The sequence below is a fragment of the Emcibacter sp. genome, assembly GCF_048269205.1.
Taxonomy (GTDB): domain Bacteria; phylum Pseudomonadota; class Alphaproteobacteria; order Sphingomonadales; family Emcibacteraceae; genus Emcibacter.
Genome location: NZ_JBLXJC010000003.1, coordinates 43,543 through 67,525, shown reverse-complemented (window position 1 = coordinate 67,525; position 23,983 = coordinate 43,543). Strand labels below are relative to the sequence as shown.

The window sequence follows — 23,983 nt, the reverse complement described above, 5'->3', positions numbered from 1 at the left end:
TTCAATGGCGAATGGACAGTGTGAAAACGACAATAAATCGAGGCTGGGACCCGATAGAAAGTGTTTTTACGTAACTGGAATACAGACTTGGGAACTGATGTTTATTTTGGACTTCAGGTGTCCCATCTTAAAAAAATGCAATTTACCTCTGTCTATGCCGTTTCGGGAAGGTTCCACACAACCTTTCCGGACTACGCATATCCCCGTCTTGCACTATGAAAAGATACCGAATCGTTAAGATTAACATTAATAATAAACAAGATTCGTATATACGGCAATAATTATGAGAATAATAACTTCATGAAAAATAAGGAATTATGAATTTTTTTATACAAAATAGAGAGCTGAAAAACAAAACGGCGGGAAAGTTCCCGCCGTTTCTTTGTAGGTTTCTGTAGTTTAGAATGTGGCTGTTACTGAGGCATGGAGGTAACGGCCCAGTGTGTCGTAATATCCTGCATATGTATTGGCGTTTGTGGCAAAGTCACCCCCAATCATCGGCGGCTCTTTGTCAAAGATGTTATTCACACCAAGGGTGATATTAACATTTTCGTTGGCGACAAAGCTGGCGGTCAGGTCAAAATAACTCTGGGCGCCAATTTCCTGGTTTATTTCGGAAACAGAGCTATCCAGATTCTTGACGCTGGCGAAATACCGCCATTTTGCCGTTACTGTCCACCACTCATGAGAGTCATATCCAATTCTCAGGGTATGACGCCAGGTGGGAGAGGGGATGCAGGATGTGCTGAAGGATCCCTTGCAATCATACTCCGAGGCCACGAGATCAGGCACTTCCTGGGTGAATTTCTCCAGCAGGATTGTTCCTGCCAGATTGGCGAAAATACTACCCTCTGCGGCTTCTATGGAATAGTCAGCGGCAATATCAATCCCTTGCTGGCGCGTGAAGCCGAGATTGTCAATGGTTGACGTCACCCGGCCGACTTTGCCAAGCCACAGGCTTCCGTTCCCGGCACGGGTAATCAGGCCACAGAGAAATTCGTTGCCGGTGAGACCACACTGGGTGACGGCAAGCTCCTCATTGATGGTACCGATAATGCCGTCAATTTTAATGTACCAATAGTCTGCACTGACGGTTAACCCGTCTAGTGGCGTCACGACAACACCGGCGGTCCAGGTATCTGCAACCTCTTCTTCAAGGTCCGGATTACCGCCGCTGAAGTTGTTATATTGTGAAGCCGGGCTGACACTGATATTACCATATTGACCCGGGAGTACGCCTGTCAGGGCACATTGTGCCTCGTTTAGTACCGGGTGATTGTCCGGATCAGGGTCGGTGGGATCTCCGGCACAGGGATCTACACCACCCCAGAGCCCTTCTGTTTGTGGCAGGAAGAGTTCGAGGACGTTTGGAGCACGAATGGCCCGGTTATAACTACCGCGGAATTTCACCTCGTCGATCGGCTGCCAGTTCAGGCCGACTTTATAAGTTGTTGCCCCGCCGATGGTGCTGTAATCGGAGATACGAAGACCGAGCTCCATGGAGAGTTCCTGGGCAAATTCAGAATCCTGGATGATCGGAACAAAGGCCTCAGCAAAAAATTCCTTCACATCGTAGGATCCTTCCACGGATGCTGTTGCACCGCCCTGTCCCAGAAGCAGGCCTTCTTCGAACAGCTGGTCACTGGATCGTTCAAAGGTTTCCTTGCGATATTCAACACCCAAAACCGCCTGGACCGGATCTTCGGCGATGCTTATCGGCAAATCACCGGTGACAAAGGCGTTAAAGACAAGTTCTGAGGTCGAGCCGGTCAAAATACCTGTTGCCGTTAGATAGTTGGCCTGTTCAGCGGTGATCCCTCCAGGTGTGAACAGCAAATAGGGCAGACATCCTCCTGCCCGTGCGTCGGCATCGGCACATTGTATGCTGCCGTCTTCGGCCAGCTCAACATCAACCGCATTGGCGATATTTGGAGCGAAGAAGTCATTTTTATAGGTGGAAGAGGCATTTGTGCTGCCATACAGCATGGAGACGTCATAGGACCAGCTGTCCTTGATATCGCCTTCCGCTCCACCGACAATGCGGAATGACTGGTGGGTGAGGTTGTCTTCACGGGGACCGCCTTCAACATTCCGTTTCCCCACATAAAAGGCAAACTCGTCCGTGGAGGTCGCGCTGTCATCAAGACCATAACCGCCGCAGATGTCTGTTCTTTGGGCCGCCGTCAACAAGGGCGAGCTACAGCTGATATGGTATTCTTCGTCAAAGAAGGTACCGCTTTCCGCGATCTGTGCTTTGGTGGTGTCGCGCATGAACATCACTTCCGCATAGGGGCGGAAATGCTCATTTACTTCATAGTTGATGAAGGCACCGCCAGAAAAGCGCTCGTCAGGGCGCTGAAAATGGTTGACCGGGGCAAAGTTGTATACGTTGGTTCCATCAAATTCAGGCAGGGTACCGTCCAGTTGCAGCGAGGCAAAACGGTTTGTTTCCGGCGCATAGTCCGTTTCCAGAGCCCCGTCTTCGCCGGTGGGGAAGCGGGGGTAGAGATCAAAGTTGGGTATGATGGCATTGGCAGAACCACCGCAGGTGTCCCCATCCCCGTTAAGGGCGCAGGCGGAGTAGTCCCTCGCGCCCTGGCGCAGTTCTTCAACTTTCCGCCAGTTGGCGTAGACAGTAACATGCCCTTTATCATCGTTGAATTTACTGCCGATGGCAAAGTCCAGGTTATATTGTTCCCCGTCAAGACCGCTGCTGCCATCTGGATACTCAAAATTCTGGTCGTCCATGAGACCCTGGATATAGTCATTGCGATTGTTATGCTGATAGGCGGAGACGCCCGCAGAGATCTGAATTCCTTCGAATTCATCATCCATGACAAAGTTGACAACACCGGCTACAGCATCCGCACCGTAAGTGGAGGAGGCGCCGCCCGTCATCACTTCGATCCTTTTAATCAGTCCCGATGGAATCTGGTTAATGTCCGGAGATACCGTGTAAATACCACCAGGCTGCAGTCTTCGGCCATTGATAAGAACAAGGGTTCTGTTGGCAAAACTGCTGGTCAGCAGACTGTTGTTCAGGCCGCGCAGGTCCAAAGAGGCGGTACCGGTTGACCCGTTGGAAAGATTGGCATTCTGGGCCGCTTCCAGTTGCGGCATGGTGTTCAGAAGATCTTCAATACGGTTATGACCGCTAAATTTGATCTCTGCTGCATCCGCGATAGCCAGGGGACTGACGCTTTCGATATCCTTGCGTTTGATCCGTGACCCGGTAACGACAACCTCTTCGAAGACCATTTCCTCTTCGGCCTCCTGGGCATGTGCTGTCTGGTGTAGGGGGGTGGTATGAAGACCTGCCAAAACAAGTGCAGACACGCCATACCGAAGGCGTGATGAAATAACGCTTTTCATTTCCTTTGCTCCTTAGGGTTTATAAATTTTCTTCTTGTATGAACGAAGACCCGCGGGGGAGCGAAACCCGCTATTAAAGCGGCAGTAATTTTGCCTATTTGTTTCAATGGCCGTGGTAAAAAAACAGATTCGCAGTACATAATGTGTGTACCAAAAAGCATAGGAAAGTTTACATCACCAAGGATCGAAACCATATCGTGAGGGAACTTCAGGTCGCCCGGCATATTCTTCGCAGCAGTGCGAATGACTGTGGCAACTCTGGAAAAATCTATTTGAGAATTCCACCCATGAAGTAAGTTGCGACAGTCTTGGAGACACCGGAGAGTGTTATTAGGGAATTGACAGATTTCTGCGGCCTGAACTGGAATAACCGGTGTCTTGAATTTCACAAACGGGGCAATGTGGTCAAAGCCAGAAGCGCTCTGCTGGTGCGGTAACCGCTTTATAAAAGGTCATCGGGAAGATGGCTGAATTGTGAGGCTTTTCTAAGTTCCCTGGTCAACATTCCGGGCAAATAAAAACGGCGGGAAAATCCCGCCGTTTCAAAATGTTTTTTATCCTTGGAAAAGGATTAGAAACTCGCTGTCACGGAAGCATGCAGGTAACGACCCAGTGTGTCGTAGAAGCCTGCAATGGCGTTCGCATTGGTAGACAGATCGCCTCCGACCAGCGGCGGCTCTTTGTCGAAAATATTGTTCACGCCAACGGTGATATCAATATTTTCATTTGCGACAAAGTTAGCTGTCAGGTCAAAGTAGCTCTGAGCTCCGATTTCAGAGTTCAGCTCTGAAGCTGTCGGATCTAGGTTAGTCACACTACCGAAATAACGCCATTTAACGGATGCCGTCCAGAAGCTATCTGAGATGTAACCAACACGCAGACTATGCCGCCACTTCGGAGAAGGGAAACACTGAGTGCTGATTGCGCCTTTACAGTCGTATTCTGAAGGAGCAAATCCCGGAATCTCCTGAGTGAATTTCTTGATGAGGTATGTACCTACGAGATCAATGTTGAACATACCGTCCAAACCTTCAATCTCATAGTCTACGACCACATCAATACCCTGCTGGTGAGAGAAACCAAGGTTCTGGTCTGTGGCAGTGACATACCCTGCCTTGCCGAGCCAGAGGCTGCCATTTGGCGCGCGGTTGACCAGGTCACAGAACACTGCATCCCCTGTAAGTCCGCACTGTTCCACAGCCAGTTCAGAGTCAACGCTGTCAATCAGGCCTTCAACTTTGATATCCCAGTAGTCAACACTCATGACAAGTCCGTCAAGAGGTGTTGCCACGACCCCGAAGGTCCAGGTGTCAGCAGTTTCTGCCTCAAGATCAGGGTTGCCCCCGTCAATGGAGTTGTACTGGCTGGCAGGACTTTCACCGATATTACCGTACTGAGCAGCTGAAACACCGGTGTTTGCACACTGTGCAGCTGTGAGATCCGGTGTGGCTCCGGAGCACGGATCCGTACCTGCCCACAGACCTTCAGTCTGGGGTACGAACAGCTCGAGTGAGTTCGGGGCACGAACCGCACGGTTGTAGCTGCCGCGGAACTTGACTTCATTAATCGGTTTCCAGTTCAAACCAATTTTGTACGTCGTTGCACTGCCGACTGAACTATAGTCGGAAAGACGCAGGCCCAGCTCCATGGAAAGATCTTCGGCGAATTCCTTGTCCTGTACAATCGGTACAAAGGCTTCACCAAAGATTTCCTTCACATCATACTGGCCGTCAACAGAAGCGGTTGCTCCACCCTGACCGAGCAGCAGACCTTCTTCAAAGAGCTGGTCACTGTCGCGAATGAAGGTTTCCTTGCGGTATTCAACCCCGAGAACCATCTGCAGAGGATCGCTTGCCATCGGAATGGTCAAGGGCAAATCACCTGTTACATAGGCGTTGGCGATGTACTGTGCCGTTTCACCGGTCGCAATACCTGTCGCTGTCAGGTAGTTAGCCTGTTCAGCAGTTACTCCGCCCGGAGTGAAGACCAGATAAGGCAGACAACCGCCGGCTCTTGCTTCTGCGCTGGCGCACTGCAAATTGCCATCGCCATCCAGATCTACATCGAGAGCATTGGCGATGTTCGGTGCATAAAAGTCGTTTTTATAGACCGACTGGCTGCTTGTTGAGCCATACGTGAAGGATGCATCATATGTCCAGCTATCGGAAATCTCACCCTCAGTACCTACGACGATGCGGAAGGAGCTGTGAGTAAGGTTGTCCTGACGCGGTCCGCCTTCTACGTTACGCTTACCGACATAGATGGCAAGGTCATCAGTTGGGGCCAGGCCATATGTGCCGCAAAGATCGGTTTGCTGGGCGGTGCTCAGGAGGGGGCTGGAACAGCTGATGGTATATTCTTCATCAAAGAAGGTTCCGCTTTCCGCGATCTGGGCTTTAGTTGTATCCCGCATGAACATGACTTCAGCATAGGGCTTGATATGATCATTGATCTCATAGTTGATGAAGGCTCCGCCTGACCAGCGTTCATCAGGACGCTGGAAGTGGTTGATTGGCGCATAGTTGTAGATGTTGCTGCCATCAAATTCTGTGAGAGAGCCGTCTGCACCCAGTGAGTCAAAGCGGTTGGCAAAAGTATCATTCGCCCACGGAACAGGGTAGCGAACGTCTTCAGAGGTATAAGAGTAGAAACCGTCACCGCCAACAATCAGCTCGCCGATATCATCTTCGTCTGTGATGATGCCGTCATCAAAGTCTTTCTGAGTATATCTGTCGAATGCATAGACTGTATTGCCGGTGAGGGGGTCAACGGGATAGATATCGAAGTTGGGAGACACCGCATTCGCTGAACCGCCACATGATGTGCCGGAACCATTCAGCGCGCATGAGGAATAGTCACGTGATTTCTGGCGAAGCTCTTTAACTTTCCGCCAGTTTCCGTAAACCGTTACATGACCTTTGTCATCGTCAAAGGAGCTGCCGATCGCAAAATCAATGTTGTACTGTTCGCCATCAAGTCCGCTGCTGCCCGTCGGATATTCAAAGTTACTGTCATCCATCAGACCCTGGATATAGGCATTATTGTTGTTGTGCTGATAGGCGGAAACCCCGGCAGTAATTTTGACGCCTTCGAAGTTTTTGTCCATCACAAAGTTCACAACACCGGCAACGGCGTCAGCACCGTATGTAGAGGATGCACCACCGGTAAGAATTTCTACCCGTTCTACCAGTCCGGCCGGAATCTGGTTGATGTCGGCAGCGTTGGTGGCGAGTCCGCCGGGCTGCATGCGGCGGCCGTTGATCAGAACAACTGTGCGCTCTGTACCCATACCGCGAAGGTCCAGCGTTGCTGTACCGGTCGCACCATTGGACAGGAAGCCTGTCTGGCTGGCTTCCAGCTGAGGCATGCTGTTCATCATGTCCTCGATGCGGGTATGACCACTATATTTAATTTCTGTAGCGTCGGTAATTGCCAGCGGGCTGACGCTTTCGATGTCTTTGCGTTTAATACGTGAACCTGTCACAACCACTTCTTCGAACATCATTTCTTCTTCGGCTGCAGCTTCCTGCGCCTGTGATGTCTGGGCGATCATGGACAGAGTAGAGGCGACTGCGATTGCAGATACACCATATTTGAGACGCGATGAGAAATCGCTCTTCATGATATTTTCCTCCGTAGAAGTTAATAAAAGCCTGGTGGCTATTTTTCTATTCGTTGATGCACACCAAAAGCAGACCCATTCCACACACTCGGGTCCTTAAGTAATCAAGAAAAATAGTTGAGAGTCCTCCTTTTATATTCGGTCAATCGTTCCACCATTCGTTTTTGTTTATTGGTGTGCATTACCTTCATGTTTCTTCCCTAAAGATTCCCCTTTTGGGCCACACAGTGAAACATGTTGGTAACAAGTTGACGCTAACACCAGTCAGAATACCGGTCAAATATTTTGGGCCCGCCGGCACTGTATATTTTATACAATATGGCCGGCCGAACCGGCAGAAAATCAAAATTCATAGAGTTAAATTTTTATTAAAGTGGTTTTTGAAGAATAATATTCTGTTTGATATTTTTATTTCAAACAAATGTTCGATAAAGTCCAGTGCTGTAGCTAAAATGCAACAGTGGTGCTTTTTTGTATCTTTTTTCCCGTAAAATGTGCCTGGCGCAATATTATTGCAAAGATTTTATACAATCTGATATTTTGTTAATCCCTTCCGAATCAAAGGGATATGTATCCGCATATTCTTCCGTACTCCGCAACAATAGATGCACTGAAAGATTGATTAATAAAACCTGAAAGCCAAGAACTGTTTAGCTCACAGGCGCTTGATGGGCTGGATCTCTTGTAAGAGTATCTGAAGAATATTCCGTATTTTTGCGGCAAAGTTGCTTGATAAGACCTTTTTAGGTGGAAAAAATTGGTTTGCAGGTCTGTTCATTATGTTTTGTCCGCAAAATTCGTCGGCTTCGGCCCGGTTCAGCGTATCATCACTGGGGCAGGAGAAGTTGAGCGAGTTTTATGCAATGAGAGTTTTAGTTATCGGATCGGGCGGCTTTCGCCTTTCTTCTGTTTTTTTCCTGTTCATGGCGGCGGTGATCGTGACATCCTGCGCCCCGAAGCGGGCCTACGGCCCGGGCTCCGGCCCCGGGAACAAAGAGACAATGCTGGAGGCGATGAAGGAAAGGCTTGATACCGACAGAGACGGCCGGATTACCTGCGAGGATGTAAAACTAAAGCAGGACAAATTGTTTGCTGAAAGTGATGTGAATGACGACGGGTTTCTGGATCTGGAAGAATTCAGCCAGGCGTCATGGAGTCATCCGGCCTATGCCCGGGATCATCTTGCGCTTTATGATCGTAGTCAGGACGGCCTGCTGTCCAGGGAAGAATTTGAGACCCGCCGGGATGACCGGTTTGCAGGAATGGATCTGGATGGAGACTGCATAGTAACCGACAAGGAGCTCGGCGAAAGCCTGAAAGCCAGGGGTGGTCCCGGTCGTCAGGGCGGTGGCCGGCCGCCCGGAGGCGGTACGGGTCATGCGCCGCCGGGAATGTAATTTTCGGAAAGTATATTTATGTGACGGGGCGTAACAACGGCGCTCATTTACCCATAAAGCCATGCCAAAACAACAGGGGAGTATAGCCTATTCCCCTGCCGCTATTGGTCGTCCGGAAGAGAGAATGCTTTATTTAGGCCTAATTTGAAGATAGAATGTTAGATATTTCGAATAATTAACAAAAAATAAAAAGATTCGGACGGTATATGCAGATGCTTAGGCCTCTTGGTAAGGTAGTTATTGTTCTGATTTATTCGGTAATGTCTCCCGGCTTTCTGTGGGCCGGCGATGTGGTTCGTGGCCCGGAGACAGAAATACTGACACCGGCGATCCTGGCGTCGGTCCGGGAGCAGGTTGACTCCGACCCGCGGCAGGCCCTGCAGAGAGTGCAAAATCTTCTGGACGAGAATGCCGGATTATTGACGCAACGGCAGCAGGTGGAATTGATGAGTCTGGAAGCGGGAGCCCATTACAGGGTCGGTAATTTCAGGCAATCCATGGCAGTTGGTAACCGTGCCCTCGATATTGCGGGGGAAGGCGAGGTTCCTGACGGCCTTGTGGCATATCTTAACGACAATATAGGCCGGTGCCTGGAAGCACTGGGACAATTGCCTGAAGCCATGCGGGCATATCAGCGGGCGTACGAGAAATACAGCCGGGCCGGGGACCAGAGAGGGGTCGCGGCGACCAATCTCAATCTTGCCGGCCTGTTTGTTGGCGCCAAGCTGTATGACAAGGCGATTGCAGAATATGAAAATGCGCTCAGACTTCTGGATCCGGAAAAGGATATTTTTCTTTATACAAGGGCGCTGAATAACCTGGGGTTCACGCATGTTGAAAACGGTACCGCATCAAAAGCCATAAACTATCTCGACCAGGCCCGCCAGTTGGCCAAAAAAATGGGTAATGAGCTTGCTACGGCCTATACCTTCGAGAATTCCGGCGAAGTACTCTATTATGCGGGCCAGTATGAAAAGGCGGAAGAATACCTCCGCTTCGCCCTTGGCGAGGCGCAAAGAAACGGTCTCGAGCCTCTGGAGACCGTGGCCTATCATTTCCTGGGCATGGTGCAGTTTGAACAGGGCAATATGAAGGCGGCGGAAGACTACGGGTCGCGGGCAATGAAAATAGCGGAAGAGAACGATGACGTCATCAATCTGGCAAAGATATACGGTCTGATGTCCAAACTCGCCCGCGAACGGCAAAACTATAAAGATGCCCTTAAATATCAGGACCTGCGGCTGCAATATGAGGACAATCTTGCCAGCGAAAATATTGTCAAGGCGTTGTCCCTGCTGGAAACTGAATTCCAGCTTAAGGAACGCCAGCAGCAGATCGAACTGTTGACGCGGGACAATGAAATCCAGCGGTTGTCCCTCAAGGGACAGGAAACATTCCGCTATATCGTGATCGGGGCGCTTGTTGCTCTGTGTTTCAGTGTAGCCATTTTGCTGTATATTCTGCGCATCAAATCTCAGGCAACGGCGCTGGCCGTCTCGCGGGAAAAGGATCTGATTGAATCAAAGCTTTCGGCAGAGGCGGCTAACCAGGCCAAGTCAGAATTTCTGTCCTACATGAGCCATGAGCTGCGCACACCCCTCAATGCGGTGATCGGTTTTGCCGAGACCCTCCGACTGCAGGTGTTCGGTGAACTCAACCCCAAACAGCGGGAATATGTTGATCATATTCACGAAGGGGCCGCCCTGCTTCTGAAACTGATCAATGACCTGCTCCATCTGTCGAGGATTGAGACCGGTGCCGTGGATCTTGACCTGCAGCAGTGTGATGTGAGCGAGGTGGTTCTTGATATGATACCCATGGTTCAGCACCTGATCAGGAAAAAACGCGTTCAGCTTCATCTAAGCGAGATTCCCAGGGGTGTCGCCCAGGTGAGGATTGACAAGGTCCGCCTGGAGCAGGTTCTGGTCAACCTTGTCTCCAATGCTGTGAAATACGGCCATAAAAATGGCAATATCTGGTTGTCTGTGGAGAAAAAGGGGCATGACCAGGTTCGCATCAGTGTCAGGGATGACGGTATCGGGATTGCACCCGGCCAGTTCGGAAATGTTTTCATGCCGTTCAACCGGGCCGGTATGGAACAATCCGGCATCGAAGGTACGGGTGCCGGGCTGTCCATTGCCAAGTCCCTGGTGGAGGCCATGAACGGAGAAATCGGTTTTGAAAGCACCCTCGGAGAAGGGTCCTGTTTCTGGATTGATCTACCTCTTGAGATCGCCAAGCCGTTGTCATCCGTCGCGGTTTGAGGTCTGAAGCCCGGGGTCTGGAGGGTAAAGGTCATCAGGAGTCGCAGTTTAGTGTTTTTTCCTTTGTGAAGGTGCCTGTAAAGATTAAGTTAGCTTTTATCGGCTAGTGTGCCACCCAGACACGGTCAGATAACAATAAGCGGAAACAAGCACCAAAGACATGACACGTTCCTTTTCCATTTACCTGGATCTTCTGCGTTTTTTCGCAGCTTTCCTGGTTCTGCTTTTTCATTCGCGCTCGATCTATAATCCGCATATGACCCTGTTTAGCCTGGGCCATGAGGCGGTCATCATTTTCTTTGTCCTGTCCGGTTATGTCATTGCATTTACCGCAGAAACCAAAGAAAAGACCATGAAGGGATATGCTGTCGCCCGCATGGCGCGGATTTATTCCGTGGCGATACCTGCAATCCTGATTACGGCTCTGGTTGATTTCGTCGGGTTTGGCCTATTGAATGCCGCAGCCTATCCGGAAGGCTATCAGGCCTGGGACCTGGCGCCGGTGCGCGTTCTTGCCGCGCTGCTGTTTACCGGGGAAATCTGGACACTTTCCATTCAGCTGTTCAGCAATGTCCCCTACTGGAGCCTGAATTACGAGGTCTGGTACTATATCGGCTTTGCTTTTCTGGCATTTGTCGAAGGCCGGAAGCGGTTTCTTCTTTTTGCCGCGGTCTGTCTGATGATCGGGCCGAAAATTCTTCTGCTCATGCCGTTGTGGTGGCTGGGCGTCTATATTTACAAGGCGCCCTGGTTGAGGGCGATCGGTCCGGGTGTGGCGGGTTTTCTGTTTTTTGTCTCGATCGCCGGGATCGCGGCCTACATCTCTTTCGATATCGGAAAATGGGGCTGGAACTTTCTGGAAGGCCTGATGGGAGAAACCCGGCACCGGGATCTGGCCTTCAGCCGGCAGTTTATCAGTGACTATTATCTTGGCCTGGTTGTCGCCACTCATTTTGTCGCCGTGCGCGGGCTCTGTGATGCCCATACCACCCTCTTTGACAGAGTTGAAAAACCGATCAGGAATATCGCCGGGTCAACTTTTACTTTGTATCTGCTGCATCAGCCGCTGCTGCTGTTTTTCCATGCGGCCTTTTATCAGGAAAACACGGATATCGGCACCTATTTGCTGATCCTTGCCCTGACGGTCACCACGACTTATCTTGTAGCCCTGGTGACAGAAAACAAGAAACATGTCTGGAAGCGCTGGATACAGGGCGTATTCGATTTTCTTGATGACTGGATTAACACCCGCCATGGCACCATTCGCGGATTGATCCGGCTGATGATTGCCAATTTTATGTGGCGTTTCGGTCCCTATCGCAAGTACGGCCGGATTGATGCCGGTCGGGTTCGCAGGCTGGTTTTTGTCTGCCATGGAAACATCTGCCGCAGTCCCTTTGGTCATCATCTTATGAAAAAACTTTCCCCGGAACTGCCGGTGGTATCCATGGGGCTTGCCACCAGAACCGGTATGGAAGCCTATCCCACGGCGGTGGACGTTGCGGGTGACTTTGATGTGGACCTCAATGTCCATGCGGCGACCGATCTCCAGGATTTCGAGATCAGGGACGGCGATCTGTTCCTGGTAATGGAAGACCGGCACATCCGCAAGCTAAGCCCGCATCTCAAGGGCCATGATGTGCAGATTGCCCTGTTGGGTCTCTGGGCCCGGCCACGGTTCGCCCTTTTGTATGATCCGCATCGTTTGAGTCGGGAATATTTCAATTCCTGTTTCAATCGCATCCACATGGCCCTTGATGCACTCAAGAAAGAGCTGGAGGCCAGTCGCGCCGGAAGTTGACGGAAGCGTCAGCGCTGAAAGATATTGCTGCTGATTTTCTTCAGAATATTGGCAAGGTCCGCAAAGAACGGCCCGCTGTCCCGCCACTGGAAGACATAATAGCAGACATCCGGCCGTAATGGGGCCAGCAGGTATCCTGCAAGCGACTTCAGGGTATCCGGCCGGTAAAAGGGATCCCTGATTCTGCGCCGGGCAATCAGAAGACGCAAAAGCCGTTTGCTTTCCGGAATCCAGTAGCAGCACTGGAGAAGGGCGTAGGGTTTACCCTGGTCCTGGACCGGTTCATTCCTGCCGCAGCAGGTGACAAGGCCGGCGGCGAAGGGAGCACCGGCGGCGATGGCGAGAGGCAGGCTGCCCCAGAAACGTCCATTGATTTCCATGAAATAATAGGTTCCGGTCGCCGGGTCATACCTGTATTCCACCATGGCGACGCCGGTCCAGTCCAGGTCTTTCAGTAAGGCGCGGGATTTTTCCCGGGCTCCCTCATGCTCTGTGAGGGGAAGGCTTCTGCAGAGGCTGGACACGCCGCCTTCCGGCGGCCATTCATGCAGGCGTTCGTGCTGGAATTCCAGCACGGCCTCACCATCTTTCATCAGGAACATTTGTCCCAGGCCCTTGCCCGGACAATATTCCTGCACCATGGGATAGGCACCAATGGCTTCGTATGGGGCAAGCTGTTCGATCAGGTCTTCCGGCGTGCGGGCATAGGCGGTCTTGATCAGCTCCAGGCCGGCCTGTTCCAGTCTTCCGGCCACCAGATTGGGGTCGGCCCATTTCAGGACTAGGGGGTAGGTGAGCCCTGGTGCATCCCGCCGGGCCTGTTCCAGATTGTCGAAATTCCAGGTGGCGGGCACCCGGATTCCGGCCTTTTCGGCATGATCCTGACATACGGTCTTGTCGAGCACCCGGGACAGCCGGTCGCTGGTTGGGGTCAATGGCGTGATCACCTTTTCCAGCCGGTCCCGGAAACGGTTGATGGTCAGCAAATCCCCTTCGCTGATGGCCAGCAGGAAGCGGGCGTTATGGCGCCGGGCAAGTTCTTCAATCTGTTCAATGAGAACTTCGTTCTTACCGGCCCGTACCTCGTGACGGGTACAATATCTGGACCTGCTTGCCAGCGCCGTGGCGCTGTGGCCTATGCCGACAGTGTTAAAGCCGTGTCTGCCCAGGTCCCTGACAATGGCCAGCCCTATGGGGGTGTCGGTGCCGAGAAGGATGACGGTGTCGGGTATTTCGGTCATAGGAACCTGTCATTTGTGAAATTTTCCACAGCCCGGAGCGTGGACAGCAGCGGACTGCCCTGCAATTTGGCGGGAGGGGCTTCAATGCTCCTGGAGGCGGCTTCGGCCAGGGGGACAACCTCGAACCTGTCCCTGTTGTCGTCCAGGAAGCGGCAGACCTTTTCAAGTCTTTTCTGGACCAGGCGGTTCGCACGTATGTTTTCATAGCGATAATTATCCACCTTGATGAACTCGAAGGGATGGGTGACGATCATGGCCACTTCCATCCCCTTGTCATGACATTGATTCAGGAGGCCGATATGTTCGGCTGCACTCAGGGCGGTAATCTGCATGGGCCGCAATCTGCCGCGTCCGACCGGGCCAAGGTCGAAAAAGCATGTCACCGGCAGTTCGGTAATGCCGGCAAAGCGGTAGACGCCGCCGGTCACCCGGAGTTCTTCTTCCGGGGGGGCGGAAACGGCGGTGCAGATGTTGGAGGCATAGTCCAGTCCGGCTTGCCGCATGGCGCGGAAGACGCTCAGTGAAGTGGAGAAGTTTCCCGTCCTCATGCCGGTTGGACGCCGGCCTGTCCAGGTTTCGATAATGTCGCACCCTTCCCGAATCAGGGCGGCAAGCTTGTCTTCCCCCAGTTCACTGCAGTGATCTGATATCCTGGGCCCGTCTCCAAGCCGGCCCTCCCGGAAAGAGCACCAGGACGGATGCAGGTGAAGCTGGACGTCCTGGCCGGCAGACGTCAGGCGTCTGACGTATTCACCCATGACGGAAGGGGAGAAACAGGAAGTATGTGTGGTTTCCACGAAAAAAGTGGCCACCAGATTGTGGGCCTGTAGTGTGCGGATCATAAATCCCAGCGCCTGGCTCTCGCCATCAGCTTCACCCCAGACAGGTTCATGCAGGAGCGGCGTATCGCTTTCCGGCCTGTCAAAGGCGCCCGCGATGGACGGCTCGGTATCGACTGTCAGGACAACTCTGGTTTTCATATCCCTCTGCTCTTTCAGGGTTTCCCCGGCGGGCCAAAGGGCACTATATCGTCCGATGGAGCCCCCGCCAATTTTTTTACGCCAAATTTTTTGTCAGTTCTATCAGAGGGGTATTACAAAAAATTTAACAGACTCAGTTGCCTTCTTCGCGGAGTACAGCGGTTTTTGTATATCTCCTGTTCCGGATTCCCCTCCGTTGCGGTTCGATATGCCGGCCCGAAAATACTAGTCCCTCACGAATTACCTTGCTTTTTCTGCAGTTTAGTGTTCTAAGACAGTCAGGCTTTGCGCGTAAATGGTGTTTAAACATTGGCAGAAGCCACATGATAGCAGCATTTCTGACCAAGAAGGTTGCCACCATCAGGGCCAATAAGGCCTAAACCACCGGCAGCTGTTTTGCGCGAGCTTCCCTGAAAATAAATGTCCGGAGACCCTTGACAGGCATAGGCCTGAAGAAGATCCCCGTGGCATAAAGAAAGATTTATTTGACGACTTTTAAAGAGCTTGGCTTGTCCAGGCACCTCCTTTCTGCCCTGTCGGCAGAGGGACTATCGAACCCGACGCCCGTTCAGGCTCAAGCCATCCCCCCGCAGCTAGAGAACCGTGATGTCATTGCCATTGCCCAGACGGGTACCGGCAAGACTGCCGCTTTTTTGCTGCCAATTCTTGATATACTTTGCAGGCGTTCTGAAAAAAGCAGGCCGAGATCCTGCCGTTTCCTGATCCTCACCCCAACCCGTGAGCTGGCCCTGCAGATCGAAAGAAATGCACTTAGCCTGGCAGGCGACCTGCCGCTCAGGACTGTTTCCATTGTTGGCGGTGTGAAGCCGGGTCCGCAGATCCGCAAGCTTGGCAACGGAGCGGAGATCGTTATCGCCACTCCGGGTCGACTGGAGGATTTGCTGTCCCAGAATGCCATTGGTCTTGCCCAGGTTGAGACTGTTGTTCTGGACGAAGCCGACCAGATGCTGGATCTCGGATTTTATCCTGCCATCCGGCGGATCATGGGCAAATTGCCCAAGAAGCGCCAGACCGTAATGGTATCGGCTACCATGCCGGCAAAAATCAAGTCACTGGCCCAGGACTTCCAGAAGGACCCGCAAACAGTTGCGGTTGCTGCGGCGGCAAAACCCATTGACCGTATTGAACAATCGGTGAAGTTTATGCCCAAGGAAGACAAACGGGCAGCGCTTGTCGATCTGTTGAGCGGCCATGATGTCAGCAGTGCGATCGTTTTCACCCGCACCAAACGAGGTGCCGATCGCCTGAGCAAGCAGCTTGTGGCTGCCGGTATCGGAGCGGGCGCCATTCACGGCAACAAAAGCCAGAACCAGCGTGAAAAAGCGCTGCTGCTTTTCCGGAATGGGGAGACTCCTGTCCTTGTCGCCACGGATGTGGCCGCGCGTGGCATTGATATTGATGATGTATCCCATGTCATTAATTTTGAACTGCCCAATGTGGCCGAGGCCTACGTACACCGGATCGGCAGAACGGCCCGGGCCGGCAAGTCCGGCCAGGCGATCTCTCTGTGTGATCCATCGGAAAGCGGGCTGCTGGCGGATATCGAGAAGCTGATTGGCGCTAGAATCAAACGTGAGGGCGGAAATGTTCCGGCCTCAATCGGGCGTCCAGCACGTAATATGTCAGAGCGAAACAACACCGGCGTTAAGGCAAAGCCGCGGCGGGTATCCCGTAAGCGTAAAGGCGGCCCCCGGAAGGACGTCGCCCGAACAGATTCTCCCCGACAGGGAACATCCGTACAGGAAGGGAGCCATCCGCTTAGTGAAATTCGTTTCCTGAAATCTTCGGGAAACAATGCATCAACCCAGAAACAAACACGCGTAGCATGATCCGTTACGGGGTCATGTGAATAACAAACATTGGGGCGGCGCTGTTGCCACCCCCTCATCAAACAAAAGGAAACTTATGATGAATGATGGTACTGTAAAATGGTTTAACCCGACAAAAGGCTATGGCTTTATTGCTCCTGATAATGGCGGCTCCGATGTGTTCGTACACATTACCGCTCTGGAACAGTCCGGCCTGTCCAGCCTTGATGAAGGTCAGCAGGTTTCTTATGACACAGAAGTCAGCAGCAAAACCGGCAAGACCTCTGCAATTAACCTGAAAACAGCCTAACCGGCAGATATTTCAGTAGAATAAAGGGCGTTGACCAGAAATGATCAGCGCCCTTTTTGTTTTTGCCGGTTATTTTTCCTGGAAAGAATTTACCGGCGCCTGATGCGCCAGGGCACTTCACATTCCATGCCCAGCGGCAAAGGAATAATGGTCTGATCGCCAATCTTTAGAGGATGGATATCTTCAGGGGTTTTTTCGAGGGTGAACGTTTCCTGAGGTGTCGGCAAATCATAAAATTCCCGGCCAATGGTACAGAGGAACTTTTCCAGAATGACCTGTCCTGCCTGTGTGCCGAGATCAACACCGGCCATCTCGAACGCCTGGGCATAAAGCTGGGGCGCGATCCCGCCGGTATAACAGCCGGCCGCACAGCCGCAGGGGGTGGTTTTTTGTGTGTGGGGCGCACTGTCCGTTCCGGCAAAAAACTTGGAATTATCGGTAGCAGTAGCTGCGTCGCGCAGGGCGGCCCGGTCTTCCTCGAATTTCACCAGGGGCAGGCAATAAAGGTGATATTTAAGGCCGTTGAGCAGACTGCTGACCGTATAGAGCAGATGCTGGGGCGTGATATTGGCCTTCACATGGTCCGGTGCATCATTTACGAAGTCTACGCCAACCTTTGTGGTTAGATGCTCACCGACAATGCGCAAGGTGGGAAACTTCTCGACCAGACGCGGCATATGCTCTCTGTAGAAGATCTCTTCGGCATTTTCGCCCCGGTCAAAATAGCGCTCTGCCGCAAGGCCGTGTTCTTCGCCGTGAATGCAGAGTGTTACACCGGCCTCCTGCATGGCCTGGAAAACGCCATTCTCCATAAATCTTTCAAGCGGGGCCCCGAACTCCGCGCCGGTCGTGCCATGGGGCGGATAATATTTACAGGCCTTGAGAAGGCCCGCGGCCGCGCCCTGCTCAATCATCTGCGGCGTTGTGTCATGGGTCAGGTAAAGCGGAACGATAACCTCCCTGAAGGCTCCGTTCGCCGCCTCCAGGATTTCAGCGCGATATTGTTCAATGCTTTTGTAGTTTGAGACCTGTTCTTTTTCAAACACCTTGCCGACAGGGGGGGCGGTATTGGGCATGGCCAGAGCGCCGGCGCACTGCATCGACACATGGTCCTTCACTGTTGCCGGCAATGTTGCGTCCTGGCGGAAATGGGTGTGAAGATCATACCATTTCGGAAGGGTGATGCATGTGGTCATTGGCGGCTCTTTCCATGAGGTGACAATTTCAGCGATATACTTCTCCGGTTTGTAGTTGAAAGCGCGCTGTTTTTCAACAATTGGAAATCGCCGCTCCGGCCAAAGGAAGTTATTCGCTCTTTTTCCGGATATCGCCGCGCATCACCGGATAGCCCAGGTTCATCCAGCCGAAGATGCCCTCATAAAGTACGGCGGTTCTTGTGTAGCCCTTTTTGCGCAGGTTCATGATCACATGATCGGCCGCGGCCCGCGGGCAGGAACAATAGGCGATGATCTGTACGTCTTTGGGCAGGTCCTCGGTGATTTTGTCAAAGTCGGTGTAATAGGGGACCGGGATCGCGCCTTCGATATGGGCCCGTTGCCAGACCGAGGGAACTCTGGTGTCCAGAAGCACCATCCGCTTTTTGCCTTTAAGGGCCGCCAGCAGGTCTTTGGAGGAAATATAGAGGCCGTCGCTCAGGGTGAACTCGGGATCTTCACCGTCCGGATTGACGATATAGTCTTCCGGGGTCGGCAGTTTGCGCAGTACAGGCTGTGACTGCTCCCAGCCGCCGGCACGGCTCCTCAGGAAGGCCGTCACATTGTCGATATCTTCATCGCTGAGGATACCCGCCCAGGCCTGCATCGGGGTGCCCTGACGGCCGTTGCGGATGGCATAGCGGATAACTTCATCGGTGTTGTGGGCGAGCGCCGAGGCATTGCCGAGTGCCGGGGCGTTCACTCCTTCGCCGTTCACGCCGTGGCAGCTGGCACAGTTTTCCGTATAGACCTGTTTGCCTCTTTCCACATCACCGTGCACCGGGTCAGTGGAAAGCTTGACCCGTTTATATCCCGCCTGCCAGTAAAGCCAGTAGGTCAGGTCCCAAGTCTCGTCCAGACTCATGGGTCCGCCCACTTCATCAAGGTAGCCACCCATGGCCGTCCCCTCGCGCCCGTAAGACATGGGGCGCAGCACAGCATGGGGAATGCCGGTTTCCATCAGGCTCCGGCTTTTTAAGGAAGGCGCATGGTCATTGGCATAGCCTTCCCGGTCTGCACCATGGCACAGCGCACAGTATTTCTGGTAGTTTTCGGCGGCCCGCTTGCTCTGTTCTTCGGTCAGTTTCCGCGGTGGCGGCAGGGTGCCGGGTTCATGTGCCTTGTGTTCATGTGATTGGGCTATGGCGGTGGAAGAGACGGCGAGGAGGCTTACAAGGCCGATCAACAGGACGGCAAGCGGTTTCACTGGTGTCATTTCATCTCCCATTTATGCAAGGTCTGTCTGGCCTGTGCAGGTTTGACATTTTTTTTATGTATATCGAGCACCTCTTTATAGAGGGGCATACTCTGGGTTTCAAATGAAATGAACCAGGATAGGGTTCTCGGGTTAATTCAGGGAAGGCAGTGAGTGGATTTCAGTTCTTTACCAGTTCTTCGAGGAATTGATTTCTCAGATGTTTAATCCTGCCACTTGAGTGCATCTCCTGAAAAATCTGGTTTAATTTTGGGATCAGATGTCGATGTCTTTTATGAATATAATGATAAAGATCTTCATTTTGCAGGGACGGGGAGACAGGAAGAATGGTCCAGTGTGGATTGGTTTTTAACATTGATAAGCCATTGATGTAGGGACTCACGGCAACATCTACTCTTCCTCTTTTCAGAATCGTAAACAACTGCTTGTAATTGTTGATTCTCAGGGTGTTCAGGCCTTGGTCAAGGGTTTCTGTAAAAACGGAGCCGCTTACTATTCCTACTTTTAGTCCTTGAAGGTTGTGCCAGTTTTCTATTTTGAGGGCGGAATTTTCAGAAAAAACAACAATTTCAATATGGTTCACAGGTGTTGGAATGGCAATCAGGTTGGTAAATTTCTTCTCTATGCCTCCAATACGGCTGATTTCCCCGTCGGTCTCACCTGAGTTTGCCACCACGAGGGCGCGCAGACCCGGCAGTTCCTTGATTGATACCTTGATATCAAGGGTCGCATAGGCTTCGGAAATTATTTGTGCGGAAAGTTTCTGGATGGGGGCATTTCTGAAGGTGGTAAATGTCAATTCCCGTGCATCACTGCTGTGCGCCCAGGCAATGGCCGCAATAAAACAGAAGAGCAGAAGCGGTGGTTTTCGTTCCACAAGTTACCCGTTGAATCAGACTGACCGCCCCTTGTCCTATAAGCCAACATAACATATTGCCTGTTAGTCGTCTTATATTTTTATTATTTCCTGATATACGGTGTGGAGCTTTCGGTGCTGACTGATTTGTAAACAGGTGGAAAACTTATTCCGCCTGATCCCGCACGTCGCCTCGCATTACCGGATAGCCCAGGTTCATCCAGCCGAAGATGCCCTCATAAAGTACGGCGGTTCTTGTATAGCCCTTTTTGCGCAGGTTCATGATCACATGATCGGCCGCGGGCCGCGGGCAGGAACAATAGGCGATGATCTGCACGCCCTTTTAAGGGCCGCCAGCAGGTCTTTGGAGGAAACATAGAGGCCGTCGCTCAGGGGGAACTCTATTATGTGTCATGTCTCGTCTATTATGGCAAAGCGGTCGGCATCTGTGAGTTCGAGATCAGCCCAGAAGGCGACATCACGATGGAGGCCAAAAGGACCGTGCTTGCAAACCTGCCCGCAAAGATCGACATCTCGCTTTCTTCCTTTTGACCATGCCGCCCCGGGTCCTCAATCAGAAGACGATATTCTGCACCGGGATTAAATCTTTAATTGTTTAGTAATGGTCCGGCGTTAGATAGAGGATGTTCCGGGCGAACGGGTTGAGGTCTTTTTACCGGATCATCAGAGTTATGTAACAGTTTTGGTATGGGGAGGGGGCATTGACAAGATTTGCCTTGGGCGTGCGACATATGTCGTGTCCAGCGACATCCTGGCTCATACCGGTATGCAAGGAGGACACAATGCGTATGTACAAGAATGCTCCGGTCGCGCATAAGGCAACCCGGACCAATTTCATTTCATTTAATAAATTTAAAACCACCGGTGCGGAAAAGCGAAACAGATATTTGTCTGCCGCGCGCTGCGGCCTGTTTCTGGCGACGGCTCTGACCGGCAGCATGATGGCCTTTCAGGCCCGGGCCACAATTCCGGAAGTCACCATCGACGGCACCGACGAAACGGTGATCGGCACCGGCGGTGGCACCCAGGCCAGCCCCTGGGATCTGTCGAGCACCCAGCTCAATATCGGGGACACCGCAGAGAGCAGTTCACTGACCATTTCCGCCGGAGGCATTGTCGAAGTCGACAAAACTGTCGTGGGATATGAAGCGGACGGATCCGCTGTTGTCACAGGTGCCGGCTCGCAATGGATAAATAATGATCGTTTCGTCGTGGGTAATGAGGCCCGGGGCGAAATGACAGTGTCCGCCGGCGCCACGGTGACCTCAAATGAGACTTACCTCGGCATGACTGGTGATGGTGCGGGTACCCTGCTGGTGACCGGAGCCGGGACCAGCTGGACCGACAGCGGCTCTGTCTGGGTCGGTTTCAGTGGCGCCGGGGAAATGACGGTTTCCGACGGGGCTTCTTTGCATACTGACGGATATATCGTAGCGGGCAACCAGGGGGATGGCTCGATAATCATTTCGGATGGCGCCAGGGTATCCACGGATTCTAACGTCATTGTCGGTTGGACCGGTTCCGGCGCCTTGACTGTTGCCGGTGGCGCAACGTTGACCGTGGCAGGCCGCATGGACCTGGCCTATGAGGACGGCTCCAGCGGCACCCTGATTATTGGCGCTGCCGCCGGTGACGATGCTGTTGCACCGGGAACTCTGGAAGTGGGAACCGTCCTTTTCAGCGCCGGCCTTGCCGGCGGCGAAAGCAGCACCGGTGCGATTGTTTTCAATCATACCTCCGAAGATTATGAATTTGCCGCCAACCTGATGGGTACCGGGACGCTTGAAAGCTATTCCGGTTATACCAGTCTGACCGGCGACCTGACCGATTTTTCCGGAACAATGGAGGTTTACGGCGGCAACCTGTCCATGAACACCACCTTCAACGGGGCCGTCGCCATTGAAGACGGCGGCACGCTGAGTGGGTCGGGCAAGGTATCCTCCGCTGTGGTAAAAAGCGGCGGCGCGGTATCCCCCGGCAATTCCATCGGCACCCTGGAAGTGACTGGCGATATTACCTTTGATGCGGGCTCAACCTATGTTGTGGAAATTGACAGCGACGGCAATTCCGACCTGGTGACAGCCACCGGCAATGCCGTCATCAATGGCGGCACCGTGCAGATCGTGCCCTATCCGGATTACGCCCTGGATACCACCTATACCATCCTGACCACCGGTGGCACTGTGACAGGTACGTTTGACGACCTGGAGACTTTGGCACTCAGCGCTTTCCTGTCCCCGGAACTGAGCTATACAGCCAACGCCATCACCTTCACCATCATCCAGACGGTAACCTTTGAAAGCATTGCCGAAACGGAAAATGAGAAACAGGTGGCCGAATGGCTCGACAGCCTGGGCGTTGGAAACGACCTGTGGAATGCCGTGGTGGCTCTCGGCACCGTGGAAGAAGCCAGGGAATCCTTCAATACACTGACCGGTGAAATCCATGCCTCCGTGCAGAGCATGCTGATCGAGGACAGCTATATTGTGCGCGATGTCCTGTCCGATCGTCTGAAAGAGACTTTGGAAGAAAACGGCGAGGAAGGTGAAAACACCGGGATTGTCGGCTGGGGCAAGCTGTTCGGCACCTGGGGTCATCACAAGGCTGAAGAAAATGCCGCTGAATTCGACCGGGATCACAGCGGGTTCTTCCTCGGCATGGATGCCCGGTTTATGGAGAACTGGAGCGCGGGCTTCTTTGTCGGTTATGGTCAAATGGACTTTGATTCCGACGACCGCAAGTCCTCCGGTGATGCGGATGGTTATCATGCCGGCGCCTATACAGGAACACGGCTGGGCAACCTTCGCCTTAAACTTGCGGCTGACTTCGGCTGGCAGAATATCATCACCGACCGTCAGGCCATTGTCGGCGAGGATAACCAGTATCTGCGTGCCGATTATGACAGCTCTACAATCCATGTCTTTGCCGATGCGGGCTATAGCATGGAAGTTGGCGAGATGACCTTTGAACCCTTCGCCGGTGTCGCCTATGTGCGCCAGCATCTGGATGGTTTTTCAGAATTTGACGGCACGGCTGCGCTGACTGCTGGTTCTGAAACCAACAGCAATGTGATCTCCACGATCGGCCTGCGTGTCGCAAGCGGCGAAATCGCCCTGGGTGCGACACATGTCCGGCTGCTGGGCAGTGCGGGCTGGAGCCATACCTTCGGTGACCTTACCCCGGAAGTTCACCTGAACTTCGCCGGTGGCGAGAGTTTCGCCATTACCGGCACGCCGCTTTCCGAGAATACGTTCTTTGTGGATGCGGGCGTTGCCTTTGATCTTGGCGGGGCAGAACTGGAGCTCGGTTATCACGGGGAATATTCCTCCGACATGACCGATCATGCGGCCCGTGCGGCCCTGAGCTGGGCCTTCTGATCCTGTCATCAAAGTATAAAATAACAAAAAAGGCAGGGCTTATACCCTGCCTTTTTCTTTTGGCGGAACGCCACCTGCTTTCTGTTGTTTTATCGGCTTTGCCCCGTTAAGAAGAGGCATGCAGATATTCAACGGCATCATTACCGACCGCGGGTCCAAATATGCGGTATCGGGCGGGCCCTGCGCCTCGCCCGAGGAGGCGCGTGCCTTTATCAAGGAACTGTGCCGCAACAAGAAATTCGCCAAGGCCACCCATAACACTTGGGCGTTCTTTCATGACGGCCAGCCGGTCAAGAATGACGATGGCGAGGCCGGGGCCGGGCTGGTGATCGCCCGCATGCTGGAGCGGGAGCAGCTGGAAGGTCATATCGTGGTGGTGACCCGCTGGTACGGCGGCAAGCACCTGGGCGGCGACCGTTTCCGTCATGTCCAGGACGCGGTCCGTTATTACCTGGATCATGCCTTTCAAAAGTAAGCAGGCAT

General features: G+C 52.7%; 16 protein-coding genes. 8 read left to right on the top strand and 8 right to left on the bottom strand.

The window, feature by feature from the left end; all coding sequences use genetic code 11:
• Window positions 1-399: 399 nt before the first annotated feature.
• A complete protein-coding gene (locus ACN0YD_RS12645) occupies window positions 400-3,372 on the bottom strand; it encodes a TonB-dependent receptor domain-containing protein (protein WP_417320327.1) in 2,973 nt (990 codons plus the stop codon).
• Between the two features lie 571 nt (window positions 3,373-3,943).
• Window positions 3,944-6,994, bottom strand: a complete 3,051-nt coding sequence (locus ACN0YD_RS12640) for a TonB-dependent receptor domain-containing protein (RefSeq protein WP_417320325.1) — start codon at window positions 6,992-6,994, stop codon at window positions 3,944-3,946.
• Between the two features lie 863 nt (window positions 6,995-7,857).
• Here ACN0YD_RS12640 and ACN0YD_RS12635 point away from each other — a divergent pair.
• The 3 genes from ACN0YD_RS12635 to ACN0YD_RS12625 all read left to right on the top strand — a co-directional run bounded on the left by ACN0YD_RS12635 (window position 7,858) and on the right by ACN0YD_RS12625 (window position 12,456).
• Window positions 7,858-8,391, top strand: coding sequence for an EF-hand domain-containing protein (locus tag ACN0YD_RS12635; RefSeq protein ID WP_417320323.1), 534 nt, complete (start codon window positions 7,858-7,860; stop codon window positions 8,389-8,391).
• A 212-nt stretch (window positions 8,392-8,603) separates the two neighbouring features.
• A complete protein-coding gene (locus ACN0YD_RS12630; RefSeq protein ID WP_417320321.1) occupies window positions 8,604-10,655 on the top strand; it encodes an ATP-binding protein in 2,052 nt (683 codons plus the stop codon).
• A 160-nt stretch (window positions 10,656-10,815) separates the two neighbouring features.
• Window positions 10,816-12,456 (top strand): acyltransferase family protein, encoded by a 1,641-nt coding sequence (locus ACN0YD_RS12625; RefSeq protein WP_417320319.1) that lies wholly within the window; start codon window positions 10,816-10,818, stop codon window positions 12,454-12,456.
• Window positions 12,457-12,464: 8 nt separating this feature from the next.
• Here the strand turns inward: ACN0YD_RS12625 and ACN0YD_RS12620 are convergent, their stop codons facing one another.
• Both ACN0YD_RS12620 and ACN0YD_RS12615 read right to left on the bottom strand, forming a co-directional pair.
• Window positions 12,465-13,697: a carboxylate--amine ligase gene (locus tag ACN0YD_RS12620; protein WP_417320317.1), complete on the bottom strand. Its 1,233-nt coding sequence runs from the start codon at window positions 13,695-13,697 to the stop codon at window positions 12,465-12,467.
• Entirely contained in the window at window positions 13,694-14,677 is a 984-nt protein-coding gene (locus ACN0YD_RS12615) for a hypothetical protein (RefSeq protein WP_417320315.1), read from the bottom strand. The genes ACN0YD_RS12620 and ACN0YD_RS12615 overlap by 4 nt, the downstream gene beginning before the upstream one ends.
• Window positions 14,678-15,162: 485 nt before the next feature.
• Between ACN0YD_RS12615 and ACN0YD_RS12610 the strand changes: the two genes are divergently transcribed.
• Both ACN0YD_RS12610 and ACN0YD_RS12605 read left to right on the top strand, forming a co-directional pair.
• A complete protein-coding gene (locus ACN0YD_RS12610; RefSeq protein ID WP_417320313.1) occupies window positions 15,163-16,527 on the top strand; it encodes a DEAD/DEAH box helicase in 1,365 nt (454 codons plus the stop codon).
• 79 nt (window positions 16,528-16,606) lie between these two features.
• On the top strand, window positions 16,607-16,816 hold the full coding sequence (locus ACN0YD_RS12605; RefSeq protein WP_417320742.1) for a cold-shock protein: 210 nt from the start codon (window positions 16,607-16,609) through the stop codon (window positions 16,814-16,816).
• An 89-nt stretch (window positions 16,817-16,905) separates the two neighbouring features.
• On the opposite strand, the gene ACN0YD_RS12600 is transcribed toward ACN0YD_RS12605, so the two are convergent.
• From ACN0YD_RS12600 to ACN0YD_RS12585, 4 genes are all read right to left on the bottom strand, one after another.
• Complete coding sequence (locus tag ACN0YD_RS12600) at window positions 16,906-18,012, bottom strand: amidohydrolase family protein (protein WP_417320311.1); 1,107 nt, start codon at window positions 18,010-18,012, stop codon at window positions 16,906-16,908.
• A 109-nt stretch (window positions 18,013-18,121) separates the two neighbouring features.
• On the bottom strand, window positions 18,122-19,246 hold the full coding sequence (locus ACN0YD_RS12595) for a c-type cytochrome (RefSeq protein ID WP_417320309.1): 1,125 nt from the start codon (window positions 19,244-19,246) through the stop codon (window positions 18,122-18,124).
• A gap of 160 nt (window positions 19,247-19,406) precedes the next feature.
• Window positions 19,407-20,123 (bottom strand): substrate-binding periplasmic protein, encoded by a 717-nt coding sequence (locus ACN0YD_RS12590; RefSeq protein ID WP_417320307.1) that lies wholly within the window; start codon window positions 20,121-20,123, stop codon window positions 19,407-19,409.
• Between the two features lie 145 nt (window positions 20,124-20,268).
• Window positions 20,269-20,439: a rhodanese-like domain-containing protein gene (locus ACN0YD_RS12585; RefSeq protein ID WP_417320305.1), complete on the bottom strand. Its 171-nt coding sequence runs from the start codon at window positions 20,437-20,439 to the stop codon at window positions 20,269-20,271.
• Between the two features lie 71 nt (window positions 20,440-20,510).
• Here ACN0YD_RS12585 and ACN0YD_RS12580 point away from each other — a divergent pair, with 71 nt between their 5' ends.
• The 3 genes from ACN0YD_RS12580 to ACN0YD_RS12570 all read left to right on the top strand — a co-directional run bounded on the left by ACN0YD_RS12580 (window position 20,511) and on the right by ACN0YD_RS12570 (window position 23,975).
• Window positions 20,511-20,654, top strand: coding sequence for a hypothetical protein (locus ACN0YD_RS12580; protein WP_417320303.1), 144 nt, complete (start codon window positions 20,511-20,513; stop codon window positions 20,652-20,654).
• Window positions 20,655-20,905: 251 nt separating this feature from the next.
• Window positions 20,906-23,500: an autotransporter outer membrane beta-barrel domain-containing protein gene (locus tag ACN0YD_RS12575; RefSeq protein ID WP_417320302.1), complete on the top strand. Its 2,595-nt coding sequence runs from the start codon at window positions 20,906-20,908 to the stop codon at window positions 23,498-23,500.
• Window positions 23,501-23,618: 118 nt separating this feature from the next.
• Complete coding sequence (locus ACN0YD_RS12570; protein WP_417320300.1) at window positions 23,619-23,975, top strand: YigZ family protein; 357 nt, start codon at window positions 23,619-23,621, stop codon at window positions 23,973-23,975.
• The last annotated feature ends 8 nt before the right edge of the window (window positions 23,976-23,983 follow it).